This window comes from Exiguobacterium sp. UBA3491, assembly GCF_002377745.1.
Taxonomy (GTDB): domain Bacteria; phylum Bacillota; class Bacilli; order Exiguobacteriales; family Exiguobacteriaceae; genus Exiguobacterium_A.
In genome coordinates this window covers 22,132-35,008 of sequence record NZ_DFQK01000032.1, presented here as the reverse complement: position 1 = coordinate 35,008, position 12,877 = coordinate 22,132, and the positions used below count along the sequence as shown (strand labels likewise).

The window sequence follows — 12,877 nt, the reverse complement described above, 5'->3', positions numbered from 1 at the left end:
GGACGTGCCTGTTCGTGTTATTCTGCTTCCGTTCGTTCAATCGTGATGACACCCGGTGGACGATGTGGGAAGGTCAACGTCAGACCGGCAAAGCGACAAATATCATCTTCGTTCGGTGCCCGGTGCACCCACTCGATCGTCTCTTGCCTTGCTAGCGCGTGGCGGATCCGGTTATCGGCTTGTGTACGCGAGATGCCGCGGCAATCAACGTTCGTGATATATGTTGCTTCGTCCGACTCGATCTGTTGCCAAATCCCGAGGATCAGTTGACCAATCGGACTGACGGATTGACCATCCGGTTCTTCACTGCTGACGGCAGCATCGAGCATTTCGATGACAGCGTCACACGTCTCACCGGAAGCAAGCAATCGCGTCGATCCTTGTTGTAGAATCCGGTAACGCGTCACGCCGTTCTCGAGCCATAAGCGCTGTGCGAATGGATTGACCGGAACACCGTGGAAAAATGTCTGCGTCCCGCGCCAAGCAAAACCAAATGATGGGTCGTACGCCCGAATCGTCGCCATGGCACGATCATGGAACTTAGCGATCGTCTGTCGTTCCGTTTCCAGTAAGTTTCGGATCGCCTCTTCATCCTCTAACGGTACCGACTTTGGTGTCACAGTAAATAATTCCGATTCCGGCAAGCGGTGTGGGGACAAAATCGTTCCGTCGAAACGATAATCGTTCGCCGGACGTCCAGTACGCCCGACGGATAAGCGCCACGTCCGTTCTTCCGGCATGAAGGCATAACTTTGATGGGCAAAAGGTGGTGCGACGAACAGTCCCGGAAACGGATCGAATGTGTCGACTCGCAGGACGTCACCGTCATACCAGCACTCTTCGATCAGACGGACGAGCCGTCCGACGGGTGCATTACGGTCCGTCAGGTAACGACCGGTATTAGCATGGAAACCGAGCAGAAATTCCCGCTCTTCTTCTTGGAACGTCACCATCAAGAGTTGGAACAACGAGGCAATCTGCTGCTCGACGAGTTGCGGATCCTCCCCCGTCTCTGCCTCAAACGCGACCATCTTCCAGCCGGACCGTTCATAGAGATGAATCGTCACCGGGAAGAACAGGAAGGCACCATGTGTCGCTTCGAGTTTGACCATGTCTTGCATCGCTAGGCGTTCCGTCAGTAAGGAAAAGCCCATTCGTTCGAAATGATCTTGCAGCCGTCGTTTCCAATGTGTGAATTCCACGCAACCATCCCCTCTCGCAAATTACGCGCCGCGTTTTCGTAACGGATTCTTCGACCAGTAGATATAAAGACCGATCAGCCCTGCAATGCCTATGATATAAGACGGCAATCCACTGACCTGAATCAAGACGTCCGGTGCCGGGAAGATCGTCACGAGCAGTGCCTTATAGGTTGAAAATAGAATGAAACTGATGACGAATTGAATCCAGACCCGCGACTTGACTTGTTTAAGCTTCGGTGCCGTGATGACTTGAGACATCGCATCGATCAAGAACAAGGCGATGATTGAGAAGAATAAGTAATCAATCAAGGCAAACTGGAACAATCCGTCAATCCCTTCGATGAAAATGAACATCAAGATCGAGGAGACGTAGTTGCGTGTCCAGCGTTTCTGCGTCTCCATCCGGTGCCGCTGCGGTAACTCGGCGATCATCTGGTCAAGACGTGCCTCGACGGATAGACCGTGGACCTCTTCGAATGGTCGTTGTTTTCGCTGAGCTTCATAGATGTCTGCCCGCAGGCGATCTTCGATTTCCGTCCGGTCCGGTTCTGCAACGTTCAGATTCAATCGTGGTAAAACGGTTTCTAATAGACGTGTGTTGGCTTTCGTTAATTTCAATCGATTTCCCCCTTTTTCATGTTTAAGTATACTGGGTTTTTGGGAAAAATACGTAGTGGAAGTAAAAGATTGCTTGACGAAACGATGAAAAATGTTCAGAATTATTAAAATATATTGTCGGAATCAGACAGAAAGGACGTGTCGGATCATGCGCCAAACATTGACGAGCGCCGCTTTGATCACCTTGTTGACCAGTGCGGGCATCGCCTTCCCATTGATTGAAGCCAAAACACCGGTCGACCAAGAACCGGTCGAACTTGATCAGCAGCAGGAACAACCAACTGAAATAGAATGACAACACCCCGCGCTCCAAGAGGAACGCGGGTTATTTCATGTATCACTTGGTTGGGTGACGCGTTCGTCAATCGTGACGGTCCACGTGACGACCGTCGTGCTGTCACGTACGCCCAACGCTTCAATCGTCGCAAGGAGTTCTTCGACGCCCCCTGACTGTAAGGCTTTATCGATTTGCATTGCTTCGACATACGGTGTTCCCGGGCACTCGAGCAAACCATCCGTCGTCACGAACAATCGGTTGTCCCCTTGCCGCAACTCGCGGACGCCTCGTGTGTAACTCGGGACCGGTAACGCAAAGGCGTTCGCGCGTCCAATCCATTCATAGAACTGCCGCTCATTCAAAGCAGCTTGTCCCATCTTCATCAAATCCGGGTGAAACAGATACAAGACGACGTCACCAACGGAGAACCACCAGATGAAGCGCCCTTTGCGAACGGCAATCAGACAGGCGGTCTCCCCTTGTAACGTTGCGCATGCCGCTATGAAGTCAGGATCTTGAAAGAGATCCAGCACGGTCGTCTCCATTCGACCAAACGCTTCAGTGAGTGGGGCATCTAGATCATCTCGAATACGCGACTCATATTGCGCTAGGTGCTGTAAGACAAGTGCCGCACTATCTGCTGTCTTATGAGCGTCTAAGACGACGGCCATCTCCCAATCGTTGCCGAATAAGATAGCAGCTCCGTCTTCATTTTTATATTGACCGCTTCTCGAGCAGCCACCGAATCGTCCGAGCATCATCCGACCAAACCGGTCGATTTGTTGCGTATCGACGAACGGTTCGTCGGAGCCGACCCAGTAGTAGGATGATTGTCTCGTCTGCATGCATCAGTCTTCCCTTCTTTACATATCCCGCAAGTAAGGTTGCAGGAACAAACGCAATCGTTTTTCATAGTTGTCCGGATCAATCGTATATGTCTCGTCATGTCCGGCATCACGAACCGGATACAATTGTTTTAATCCGGTTTTTGCTTGATACAGCTCGTACATCATCCGAACCGGGACGAGGTCGTCCTTCAGTCCATGGATGAACAGCGTTGGAACCCGGATTTTAGTCGCTTGGCGCGTCACCGAGACGTCGCCGAAGAAGAAGTCCTGTTCCCCTTTGTTCCACATGCTTGCGACCGTCAACGACGGCAGTGCTGGGTAATGGATCTGATCGTCCGCAAGGAAACTGAACCAGTCGTCGAGTCGGGCGTAAGCTCCTTCGGCAACGATCGCTCGGACTTGCATCGGTATGGTCTCACCAGCAGCAAGTAAAACGGTCGCAGCGCCGACACCGAGTCCGTGATAGACAATTCTATCGTCTCCGTTTTCAGCCACTAAGCGCTTTGTCCATTCCAAGACATCCAGTCGATCGAGCCAGCCGTAGTTCCGAACGCCGCCACTGCGATCCTGCCCACGCCGTTCGATGAGTAAGACGTTAAAGTCAGCCTCATGATAATAACGAGCTAATGCGTAAGTACCGGTCTGTGAAAACATCATCTCATCCGGGACGAGGAGGGCTGTCTGTTTGCTACCGTCAACCGGTAGATAACGACCGAAGCGGACGAGCCCGTCCTTCGACCATTGCTGTGTCTCGCTCGTTTGTTTGAACCATGTCTCGTCTTTCGTCACCTGTCCGTCCGTTCTCGTCGTCTTCAGAATCGGAGAAGCGTCCGACTGACCGATCAATGTTTCTTGCATCCGGTATCCATCATAGACGATGAACAGTAGCAGACACGTGACGAGCAACACGATGCCGATTCCCCATTTGCGCATGTGCTTCGCTTCCTTTCCGACAGTGAGTCTTTCCTTATTCGTCGTCAGTTTTCACTTCCCCTGCTAACGGGGTCGAAAGGAACGATTGTTTATACCAGCGCTGTAAGGTATCGATATCCGTTCTTTCAAAATAGAGCGCGTTAAAAGCAGTATTGCCCCGTAGTTGAATCTCAATCCGGGCAATCTCCTTTGCTTCGAGCCAGCGAGAAACGGACCAGGTCAATTCCTCGATTTTCAGTCGTGGCGTATAGACGGTCTCTTTTTGGACCCATTGTTTGCGTAACATCAAGAGATCGTGGCCGGTTCCGAAACGGGTCTTTCGGTAACCGCTGCGCACAGCGAAGTAATAGAACGGTAACCAGATGAACAGAAGCAAGATCAGGAAGCGCCATGAGGAATCAAGGACGATGATAAAGACACTGCTTAATGCAGTAAACAACAGCGCATAACCGAGTAACGGCCAACGAACCCGGTAGCGAAAGCCAATCGGTGCGACTTCATGCTGCGGGCTGAACTGACGAAAGCGCGGCAGATATGTCGCCAGAAACGGATCAATCTCGTTCGTCCGGATGAACGGATGGAGCAACAGTCGCTCCTTCTCTCCGGTCGCCGAGATGATGTGCAAGGACAGGCTCGCTCGTCCGATCAAACGCTGAATCCAGCTTTCCTGAATGACGAGGGCTTGAATCTTATCAGCATGAAACGTGACCTCGGTCCGGTTCAACATCCCGTACCCGATCAACAATCGGTTGTGTTGCAAGACGGCACGGTACGAACCGTATTTCAAGATATAGACGATGATCGAGCCGATGTAGATGACGAGTAAGACGAGTACGCCAAGTCCCGTCAAAACGAACAACGATAAATGAGCGAGTTCTGAGAACAGTCGATCGACATAACGTTCAATGAACTGATCGATGAATTGATAGGCGGTCCCGATCCCGACGAGCGCTAGTCCGACGCGTCCTGACAAGGCACCGGCTAATGCCAAATCGCGGACAGGGATCGTATAGGCGACTTCCGCCTGTTGTTCTTCGACGACGAGCTGTCCCTCGTTTTTGATCGACGACTTCAGTTCTTTCGCAAAATCAAGACGGATCCCCTTCAGTTCGACTTCCGGTGTTCCGCTCTCAGACGATGTCTCGACGGTCAACGTCGCAAGACGCAACAGTCGTTCGATGACGTTTTGCTGAATGCCGATCGACTCGATCCGTTTACGTTGCGTCGTCCGTTCACTTTTTTGGAAAATTCCTTTGCGGACCCGAATCGTCTCGGCATCAATCGTGAACGTATAGAAATACCAGGAGGCGATCCCGTATAAGAGGACGAACACAATCCCAACACTGATCCCGATCCACGTATAGGTGTTGATCTCGCCTTTTCGGATCGCATTTAAAATCAAGGCGGCGAACGGAATCAGGAGCGAGCGGATGATCGAGATACTCGACATCACGATGAACAGCGGGTGGACGCGCCGGGTCATAACGATTCCTCCTCCCGCTCCTCGAGTTTCGCGAATCGTTCGACTTGTGTGCGTAGCGCGTCTCCTTGAGCACGATCGAGTCTTGACAACGTGACGAAGCCGGATGCCGTTCGAATATCAAGTGTGATCAAATCATAGCGACGCAGAATCGGTCCCGTTTGGCTATCGATCAATTGCACCTTGACGAGCGGCACGGTGACTTCGCGGCGGAAGAAGATGCCGTTGCGGACGACGAGAAATTCCTCATCGATGCGATAACGCATATACTTCAAGCGAAGAACGGGTATGTAGACGATACGGGGAATGAAATAGATCAGCCAAAGCAGACCGACGATGCCCATCCACCAAGGTGTCAGGTCGAGCCACATGAATTGAGTAATCGTCGTTCCGATCAAGATGACGGCGATTAAGCCATGTAACGGCAACAATCCGAGCCGTTCTGCTCGAATCGATCGTTCTGGCAGCGTATGCCATTGTACAGTAGACATCAAAAAACACTTCCTTTCGTTTCCATTTACGGTTAAAAACGTCGCTTGGTTTCAGACAGCGGTTGACATTTTGTTTGATTTCATCGCATATATAGAAGTGAAGAACTGTAACACCAAGGAGGAACCATGTTAACTTTTGAAGAAAAACTACGAATTATCGAGACCTTCCCACAACTCGTCCGAAAAGATGTCTCGCTGAAACGCGTCAATTTCCAATTTCCGGACAGTCAGTATGAGAAGAAGAATCTCGTCTATCATTTGCATCCGAACGGTAACGGCTTCGTTTATGCCGCTGGTCTACCAGGTTATGAAACGGACGAAAAAGGTTTCGTCAACATCCGTGAATTCTCAGAACCTGCTTTAATTCTCTTATTAGAAGATGCAATCAAAGCACTCTCAACAGTCCAATCGGTCGAAACACTCGAAGAAACATGGGTCAACGATAACCAGTTCGAATTGACGTTGCTCAATGAAGACATCGACACGTGGCTCGTCTACGCCGGTGATCTTTTAGACGGTGCATTCAACTCGTATAAGGAAGCAGCGAACTATCTGGAAGAAGAAGGCTTCCGCCGTAAATAAGACAATGAGCGATCCGGTTAATCCGGGTCGCTCATTTTCATGACGAGACGATTGAGTGCCGCTTTGACGACTTGAAGATCTTCTTCATCGACGTCGAGTGTCCGGACGAGATCAAGTGGAACGGTCTCTGCTTGTTTCCGTAACGCTCGGCCGGCATCTGTCAAAAAAATCTGGATGTGTCGTTCGTCTTCCGGCTTACGGACGCGTCGCAACAAATCTGCTGCTTCGAGTTTCTTCAGTAATGGCGTCAATGTCCCCGAGTCGAGGTGGAGACGTTCACCGATGGCTTTAAGTGACTGTCCCTCCTCCTCCCAGACGACGAGCATGACGAGATATTGTGGATACGTCAGACCGAGGGGTTCAAGTAACGGACGATAACGACGCGTGATCTCACGCGAAATCGCATAAAACGGAAAACAGAGTTGTTCATCTAAAGCTAACGGGTTCATTAAAAATTCCTCCTATCGTGAGCAAACGAGTTGCATTTCGATTTAAATTGTATACAATCTAATTGTAAGCTACTTATTTGAATCTAACAACGAAAGGGAGTTACACACATGAAACCAATGTTCACATCATCTGCAACAGCTGTCGGAGGTCGCGACGGACGCGTCGTATCGGAGGACGGAATCCTTGACGTCGCCCTCGCAATGCCAGTACCAGGATCGAAAAAACAAGCAACGAACCCAGAACAACTCTTTGCTGCAGGATATTCTGCTTGCTTCGACTCTGCCTTGAACATGGTCGCTCGCAAACAAGGGATCAAACACGATGGCAGTGAAGTCACAGCACACGTAACGTTAAACGAAGCAGCTGACGGATTCATGCTTTCAGTCGAACTCGATGTTCTCGTCCGCGGGATCTCAGAAGAAGCTGCGGCTGAACTTGCAAAAGTCGCGCATACGGTCTGCCCTTACTCGCGTGCAACTGCTGGAAACATCCAAGTTGACGTCTACACACGTACGACTGACGCAGAATAAGTGTAGCATTTCTAGCCAGTCTGAGGTTTACTCTCAGCTGGTTTTTATTTTTTGCTATAAATTCGGTAATTGAAATAATTTCATTTTAGATGATAAACGGTTGCTCTCATGAAAAGAACAACCGCCCTTTTTTAAAGTTGATGGACCGATAAGATGACGAGTTCTCCGGATACGGTGACATAATAGGCATCCTCGAACCGATAACGTTCATTGTGTTCTGCGTCATAGACGGTGACCATTGGTTCCGCGTTGTCTCCAATCGCTTCGTGTAGATAGAAGCGTTCCCGTAAGACACGTTCGAACGGTTCTTTATCGAGGAATCGGGCACCGTTGCGTAAGTTGATTACTTCATGATGGTGCTCGGATCGGTCATTAACGATGAAGATCGTCGACTCAACGTCATCGTAAGTGAAATCGAGCGGTTCATAGTCACTCCACTGGATCCGGGCGACCTCTTCGACACTCGCTTCCGTATCGATCCGGTAAAAGATTTCTTCGTTCAGACGATCGGTATAGGCACTGAAGATAAGATGCCCTTCTTGTTCCCCGAGATATTGGACGGTGTCCCCTTCCCCATCTAATTTCAGTAGTGTCGCAAATGATAAATGTTCGACACCTTGTTCAATCTCCTCAATCAAGGTCGACAGTGGTGCGATCAACAGACTTTCGGAGTGATCAATCGGATCTTCTGGTGAGATGACACCACTTTCAAGGGCGTCATAGAACGAGAACTCATCGAGCCGAGCGTTACAGACGATGTACTCCTTGTCTTCGAGCGTGACGAGAAAGAAATAGAGTTCCCGGTAATTCTCCGTCATCCCGTAGAGCCGTGGATCGCGAATCGTCTGCCGTGATTCGTCCTTGACGTCATACAAAAACGCGGACGTCGTATCCGTCGTCTGCAAGAATACGAGATAGTTGTCATTGAGCACCCAGTAGAGCGTCAAATCCCCTTCCACGTAAAACGACGCAATCTGCTCGCGTTTCCCGGACAAGAGATCGAGGACGAGCACTTCCGTCTCCCCGCCTTGCTCTTGCGTATGTTCATTCAGACAATAGACCTTTCCATGACGAACAAACGGACGAGTTGGTCCGTGATCCGTCAAAGCCTGCTGCGTCAGGTCGACTTGTTCTTGATCTTCAAGATCATACCGACTGATGTGGTAACGGGCGTCATCGAGGCGACGTCGAAAATAGATCGACGACGGTGTGACATGCAAGACATCCATATGATCGGCAGGTAAAGCACTGGCATCCACTATTTCCATTTTCAATCTCCTCCTGAACACATACTACTTGTCTTTTTCCCACGAATCGTACTGCTTCAAACAGGGTCTTCTTGTGCGTTTAGTGAAGCAGAGTGCTACAATATGGCTAGATGACTACAGGATGAGGAAGGTGCAAAACGGTGCAATCACAAGATTTGAATACGATGATGCTCGAATACGTCAATGATAAGGAAGAATATGATGCCTATGCCGACAAGTTGAAGATGCTTCTGTCCGAGCTGTTAGACGCGGCAGGCATCAAATACCACTCAATCGTCGCCCGGACGAAAGACTCCGAGAGCCTGTATCAAAAGGTCTTACGGCAACCGAATAAATACCGTTCGCTCAAGGACGTCCATGACTTGACCGGGATCCGGATCGTCACCTATTTCCATGACGATGTCCGGGAAGCGGCACGCATCATCGAGAATGAGTTCGCGATCGATCGTGATCAATCGGTCGATAAGTCGACCTTGCTCGATACGACTGAATTCGGTTACCTCTCGGTCCACTTCGTCGCGTCACTCAGTGAACAGCGGCTTGCCTTAAGCGAGTATGGACGTTTCAAGGACTATACGGCAGAGATTCAGATCCGCTCGATCCTTCAACATGCGTGGGCCGAGATCGAGCATGATCTTGGATATAAAAATCCGAACAGCGTCCCGGCAGAAGTCCGGCGTAGCTTCAGTCGGGTGGCAGGATTACTCGAGATCGCCGATCAGGAGTTCGTCAACATCAAGAAGCAATTGAAACAATTCGAAGACGAGACGGTCCAACAAATCTTGTCTGATCCGCATCAAGTCCGGATCACAGCAGATAACTTGAATTACTTCATCGACCACTCCCCCGTCATCAGCGAACTCGACAAACGTCTCGTCACGTCACAAATGATGCTCGATTCCGATCAACAGTTGATCAACGAACTGATCCGAATGTTCCATTACGTCGATATCCGGACGTACGGTGAACTGATTGAAGCAGTCTCGACACATAGTCCGCTCGCCTTACGTTGTGCAAAGGTCATGCCGAATCCATTCCTGCCTCGTCAAGGAATCGGGATTGCCTATATCTGTATGGCATTGACGATCGCTGGTGAAGATACGCACCGCATTGACTACTTCTTCCGCCGTTTTTATCCGGAGTTACGCAACGTCGAAGAAATCGTCGCCCAAGTCGCCCGTGTCGTCGAGTCAGATGATTCAAGAGAAAAATATTGATTAAACTAAAATTTTTCACTATACTAAATCACGAGTGAAAGAAACTACGGTATAGAAAGAGTGAAGGATACATGGCAACTACACTAGAAGTAGCACAACGCGATCAGTTGATCGTTGATACGGAAAAAGGATTACGGATGAACTACCGCGCGATCAAAAAGGACGTGCGTAGCATGTTTACGACTTACTTGACACGTAACGAGTTCTTCATCTTAAAATCACTTTGTGCGAACAGTCCTCAAATTGCTTCAGCGCTCTCGCAAGAGTTCCAATTTTCAGCAAGCATGATTACGGCTCTGGCAGACGAATTGACGAAAAAAGAGTTGATCTCACGTGAGCGGAGCGAGCTCGATCGTCGCGTCGTCGAACTGCGGGCAACACCGAAAGGCATCGAGCTTTACGAAAAACTCGAGTCGATGAAGATGGATTACCTTGCAGACGTCTTTGAGGACTTCTCGGATCAGGAACTGGAGTTGTTCCGTTCGCTCTTAACGAAGCTTGAAAAAACAGTCTAAGCTGTTCGATGGAACGGATCCGGTCAAAAGCGATCGGATCCGTTTTTTAGTAATCGATTAGGAGGAAACACGATGTTTGATTTCGAATCAGTGCAACACTTACGAAAGACGGGACAGTATGAAGCAGCAAAGGAACTCGTCCGTCAGTATGTCGAGATAGCCCCTAACGATCCGACGGTCCTCTATCAGATGGCTTGGTGTCATGATAGTCTTGGTGAGGAACAGGCTGCTGTCCCCTACTATGAACAAGCACTTGCGCTCGGTCTTGCTGGTGAGGACCGCTTGCAAGCTCATATCGGGCTCGGCAGTACATACCGCGTCATCGGTCAGTTCAAAGAAGCATCAAGCGTTTTCCGAAGCGCGTTGCTTGAATTTCCAGACGCCCACGCCTTACAAGCATTCCTCGCGATGACGGAGTACAACCTCGGTCAAGTCAATCAGGCTGTCGGTCGGTTACTCAAGAGTCTTGCTGCGACGTCGTCGGACGCCTCGATTCAGACATTTAACCGGGCACTTCGTTATTATGCCGATCATTTGGACGAGATCGTTACGGAATAAAGCAACAGTTGACGATGGATTGGTTCGCACAGCATAATGTAACAGCCAAGCGGACTCGCTTTTGGCAGGAAAGGAAGTTAATGATGTCATCAAAAAAAGTATGGACAGTAGAAGGTTATGAAGAACAAGGGCAAGAAAAACACGGCAAGGCAAGTAAGTCAGAAACATATACGACTGAAGCGGATGCTAAGAAAGCCGCTGAGAAGATGGCGGATCAAAACGATCATCTCGACGTCTACGTGATTTATACGAATACGGTAAACGGTAAAACAGAAGAACGGTTCTTCAATTCGAACGGCAAGTATAGTGAAGAAGGATTCGAATGGTAATCTCCCTTTTCATTTAAAGGTCCACTCAAAAAATAATGGATTCGTTTCTCTTCAAGTGAGAGACGAATCCATTTTTTAGTCATGGCTTTGCCTCTCATACCAAAGCGGTATTTCACACTGAAACCCATCGTGGTCTCGGATGATCCGCTGAACACGTCGTTGCATTGCCTCCAATCCGTCTACATCGAACCGTTTTGCCCAGACGAGAGACGAGAAGACGACCATCGCCATATAGAGGCTGTAGATTTGCCAAAAGTTAGAAGGTGCTTCGTTCTCAAAGTATCCATCGATCATGTGACGGGCAAAGACGGGACTCGTCTCGACTTGAAACAACCCACATTTGACGAAGTCATGCCACGGATCGCCGTAATCATGGTTCCCGTAATCGAGGAAGGCACAGAGATGTCCATTCTCAACAAGAAGATTATCGAGATGGACATCGTCATGTTGCAGTTGATTCGGACGCTCTGCTAAAAGGGAAAGCCTCAAAAGGATGAACCGATCGAGTCGCTCGATCCACTCTGGCTCAAGCAACCCATTAACCGCTGCGCGATAGCGGTCATGTTTCGCCTGACAACGTTCTTTCCATGCCGCCGTCCCGCTCGGTGCTATCACGTCATGAATGCTTCTCAACGCTCGCCCTGCCTCCTGACCGAGTCGAGGAGCTAATTCTGGTGACTCGAGAAGCACGCTTCGGACGGTTCGTCCGGGTAGGTATGGATAAATGCCGTACGCGGTCGTCGCAGTCCGTCCGGTCGCTAGCGGTAAGACGTGAGAAATCCCCTTTTGTTCTGGTACCATTAAAGCCGCCTCTCGTTCAAACTGACGACTTAATGGGTCCGTCACGACCTTGACGATGTAGTGTGCTGTTGTTGTCTTGACGAACCAGACAGCTTGGTGCGAGCGTCCGGCAAGCCGTCTAACGCTATCGATATCGGTCAGTAATGGATGATCTGGTAGCATGAAGACTCCTTTCTGAAGACAAAAAGAGGACGCTTACTTGCGTCCTCTTCGTCATGCCTGTGGGATATAGCTGGCAATGATCTCAAGCAGATCGGCATACGCCGTTTCGAAATCGATGTTTTCGATCATATAATCGTAGTGATCGCGGTCTTTCCACGCTTCCTCGTAATCGACGAGTCGCGCTTCGAACTCCGGTGTATCACCGCGCATCAACAATCGCTCCTTCATCAAATCGGGTGGGACCGAGACGAAGATCGTGATGACTTGGTCACCAAACAGACGTTTAAAGTTTGCTGCTCCTTTTGGATCGATGTCCTTGATGACGATTTGATCCTGCTCGAGGACATCGACATACGCTTGCCGTGGTGTTCCGTACCACGCGCGGTGAACATGGGCGTATTCGATGAACCCGTCCTCTTGGATCAGTTGCTGGAACGTCTTGACGTCGACGAAGTGATAGCTTGCTCCATCAATTTCCGTCGGACGTTTCGGTCGTGTCGTCACTGACGGGATGAACCGGACGTGTGCGTATTCCGTCCGCAGACGTTTGATTAGGGAAGACTTTCCGCTGCCCGATCCACCAATCAAGAGAATGATTTTACCTGACATCGTTTTC

At 49.8% G+C, this 12,877-nt stretch carries 17 protein-coding genes; 7 read left to right on the top strand and 10 right to left on the bottom strand.

What is annotated here, in order from left to right; all coding sequences use genetic code 11:
• Nucleotides 1–17 precede the first annotated feature (17 nt).
• Nucleotides 18–1,202: a hypothetical protein gene (locus tag B4F99_RS12480; RefSeq protein WP_035408013.1), complete on the bottom strand. Its 1,185-nt coding sequence runs from the start codon at nt 1,200–1,202 to the stop codon at nt 18–20.
• A gap of 21 nt (nt 1,203–1,223) precedes the next feature.
• Nucleotides 1,224–1,820 (bottom strand): hypothetical protein, encoded by a 597-nt coding sequence (locus tag B4F99_RS12475; RefSeq protein WP_290758426.1) that lies wholly within the window; start codon nt 1,818–1,820, stop codon nt 1,224–1,226.
• A gap of 148 nt (nt 1,821–1,968) precedes the next feature.
• Between B4F99_RS12475 and B4F99_RS12470 the strand changes: the two genes are divergently transcribed.
• Entirely contained in the window at nt 1,969–2,115 is a 147-nt protein-coding gene (locus tag B4F99_RS12470; protein WP_155960151.1) for a hypothetical protein, read from the top strand.
• A 35-nt stretch (nt 2,116–2,150) separates the two neighbouring features.
• On the opposite strand, the gene B4F99_RS12465 is transcribed toward B4F99_RS12470, so the two are convergent.
• The 4 genes from B4F99_RS12465 to B4F99_RS12450 are packed head-to-tail and all read right to left on the bottom strand — an operon-like array spanning nt 2,151 to nt 5,849.
• Nucleotides 2,151–2,942, bottom strand: a complete 792-nt coding sequence (locus B4F99_RS12465; RefSeq protein ID WP_290758421.1) for a protein phosphatase 2C domain-containing protein — start codon at nt 2,940–2,942, stop codon at nt 2,151–2,153.
• A gap of 18 nt (nt 2,943–2,960) precedes the next feature.
• Nucleotides 2,961–3,878 (bottom strand): alpha/beta hydrolase, encoded by a 918-nt coding sequence (locus B4F99_RS12460; RefSeq protein WP_290758418.1) that lies wholly within the window; start codon nt 3,876–3,878, stop codon nt 2,961–2,963.
• A gap of 34 nt (nt 3,879–3,912) precedes the next feature.
• Complete coding sequence (locus tag B4F99_RS12455; protein ID WP_290758415.1) at nt 3,913–5,361, bottom strand: PH domain-containing protein; 1,449 nt, start codon at nt 5,359–5,361, stop codon at nt 3,913–3,915.
• The gene (locus B4F99_RS12450; RefSeq protein ID WP_290758412.1) at nt 5,358–5,849 is read right to left on the bottom strand and encodes a PH domain-containing protein; all 492 of its coding nucleotides are present in this window, start codon (nt 5,847–5,849) and stop codon (nt 5,358–5,360) included. The genes B4F99_RS12455 and B4F99_RS12450 overlap by 4 nt, the downstream gene beginning before the upstream one ends.
• Nucleotides 5,850–5,975: 126 nt before the next feature.
• Between B4F99_RS12450 and B4F99_RS12445 the strand changes: the two genes are divergently transcribed.
• Nucleotides 5,976–6,431, top strand: coding sequence for a hypothetical protein (locus B4F99_RS12445; RefSeq protein ID WP_023468294.1), 456 nt, complete (start codon nt 5,976–5,978; stop codon nt 6,429–6,431).
• A gap of 17 nt (nt 6,432–6,448) precedes the next feature.
• On the opposite strand, the gene B4F99_RS12440 is transcribed toward B4F99_RS12445, so the two are convergent.
• Complete coding sequence (locus B4F99_RS12440; protein WP_290758409.1) at nt 6,449–6,880, bottom strand: MarR family winged helix-turn-helix transcriptional regulator; 432 nt, start codon at nt 6,878–6,880, stop codon at nt 6,449–6,451.
• Between the two features lie 108 nt (nt 6,881–6,988).
• On the opposite strand from B4F99_RS12440, the gene B4F99_RS12435 reads away from it, so the two are divergent.
• On the top strand, nt 6,989–7,411 hold the full coding sequence (locus B4F99_RS12435) for an organic hydroperoxide resistance protein (protein WP_023468292.1): 423 nt from the start codon (nt 6,989–6,991) through the stop codon (nt 7,409–7,411).
• A gap of 131 nt (nt 7,412–7,542) precedes the next feature.
• On the opposite strand, the gene B4F99_RS12430 is transcribed toward B4F99_RS12435, so the two are convergent.
• Nucleotides 7,543–8,679: a Six-bladed beta-propeller, TolB-like protein gene (locus B4F99_RS12430; protein WP_290758406.1), complete on the bottom strand. Its 1,137-nt coding sequence runs from the start codon at nt 8,677–8,679 to the stop codon at nt 7,543–7,545.
• Between the two features lie 140 nt (nt 8,680–8,819).
• Here B4F99_RS12430 and B4F99_RS12425 point away from each other — a divergent pair, with 140 nt between their 5' ends.
• The 4 genes from B4F99_RS12425 (at nt 8,820) to B4F99_RS12410 (ending at nt 11,298) form a co-directional block, all read left to right on the top strand.
• Complete coding sequence (locus tag B4F99_RS12425; protein WP_235514003.1) at nt 8,820–9,896, top strand: GTP pyrophosphokinase; 1,077 nt, start codon at nt 8,820–8,822, stop codon at nt 9,894–9,896.
• Between the two features lie 71 nt (nt 9,897–9,967).
• Complete coding sequence (locus B4F99_RS12420) at nt 9,968–10,411, top strand: MarR family winged helix-turn-helix transcriptional regulator (protein ID WP_035397402.1); 444 nt, start codon at nt 9,968–9,970, stop codon at nt 10,409–10,411.
• A 72-nt stretch (nt 10,412–10,483) separates the two neighbouring features.
• Complete coding sequence (locus B4F99_RS12415) at nt 10,484–10,969, top strand: tetratricopeptide repeat protein (RefSeq protein ID WP_290758401.1); 486 nt, start codon at nt 10,484–10,486, stop codon at nt 10,967–10,969.
• 83 nt (nt 10,970–11,052) lie between these two features.
• Complete coding sequence (locus tag B4F99_RS12410) at nt 11,053–11,298, top strand: hypothetical protein (protein ID WP_290758399.1); 246 nt, start codon at nt 11,053–11,055, stop codon at nt 11,296–11,298.
• A 75-nt stretch (nt 11,299–11,373) separates the two neighbouring features.
• Here the strand turns inward: B4F99_RS12410 and B4F99_RS12405 are convergent, their stop codons facing one another.
• Nucleotides 11,374–12,261 carry an aminoglycoside phosphotransferase family protein gene (locus B4F99_RS12405; protein WP_290758396.1) on the bottom strand — a complete coding sequence of 296 codons (888 nt, stop codon included), beginning with the start codon at nt 12,259–12,261 and terminating at the stop codon, nt 11,374–11,376.
• Between the two features lie 51 nt (nt 12,262–12,312).
• Nucleotides 12,313–12,870 carry a guanylate kinase gene (locus tag B4F99_RS12400; protein WP_214853717.1) on the bottom strand — a complete coding sequence of 186 codons (558 nt, stop codon included), beginning with the start codon at nt 12,868–12,870 and terminating at the stop codon, nt 12,313–12,315.
• Nucleotides 12,871–12,877 lie beyond the last annotated feature (7 nt).

Excerpts from the sequence above, each read along its gene's own strand:
- B4F99_RS12415 (WP_290758401.1), top strand. The coding sequence starts at position 10,484 with ATGTTTGATTTCGAATCAGTGCAACACTTACGAAAGACGGGACAGTAT.
- B4F99_RS12400 (WP_214853717.1), bottom strand. The coding sequence starts at position 12,870 with ATGTCAGGTAAAATCATTCTCTTGATTGGTGGATCGGGCAGCGGAAAG.
- B4F99_RS12470 (WP_155960151.1), top strand. The coding sequence starts at position 1,969 with ATGCGCCAAACATTGACGAGCGCCGCTTTGATCACCTTGTTGACCAGT.
- B4F99_RS12410 (WP_290758399.1), top strand. The coding sequence starts at position 11,053 with ATGTCATCAAAAAAAGTATGGACAGTAGAAGGTTATGAAGAACAAGGG.
- B4F99_RS12440 (WP_290758409.1), bottom strand. The coding sequence starts at position 6,880 with ATGAACCCGTTAGCTTTAGATGAACAACTCTGTTTTCCGTTTTATGCG.
- B4F99_RS12420 (WP_035397402.1), top strand. The coding sequence starts at position 9,968 with ATGGCAACTACACTAGAAGTAGCACAACGCGATCAGTTGATCGTTGAT.
- B4F99_RS12430 (WP_290758406.1), bottom strand. The coding sequence starts at position 8,679 with ATGGAAATAGTGGATGCCAGTGCTTTACCTGCCGATCATATGGATGTC.
- B4F99_RS12465 (WP_290758421.1), bottom strand. The coding sequence starts at position 2,942 with ATGCAGACGAGACAATCATCCTACTACTGGGTCGGCTCCGACGAACCG.
- B4F99_RS12460 (WP_290758418.1), bottom strand. The coding sequence starts at position 3,878 with ATGCGCAAATGGGGAATCGGCATCGTGTTGCTCGTCACGTGTCTGCTA.
- B4F99_RS12445 (WP_023468294.1), top strand. The coding sequence starts at position 5,976 with ATGTTAACTTTTGAAGAAAAACTACGAATTATCGAGACCTTCCCACAA.
- B4F99_RS12405 (WP_290758396.1), bottom strand. The coding sequence starts at position 12,261 with ATGCTACCAGATCATCCATTACTGACCGATATCGATAGCGTTAGACGG.
- B4F99_RS12435 (WP_023468292.1), top strand. The coding sequence starts at position 6,989 with ATGAAACCAATGTTCACATCATCTGCAACAGCTGTCGGAGGTCGCGAC.
- B4F99_RS12455 (WP_290758415.1), bottom strand. The coding sequence starts at position 5,361 with ATGACCCGGCGCGTCCACCCGCTGTTCATCGTGATGTCGAGTATCTCG.
- B4F99_RS12450 (WP_290758412.1), bottom strand. The coding sequence starts at position 5,849 with ATGTCTACTGTACAATGGCATACGCTGCCAGAACGATCGATTCGAGCA.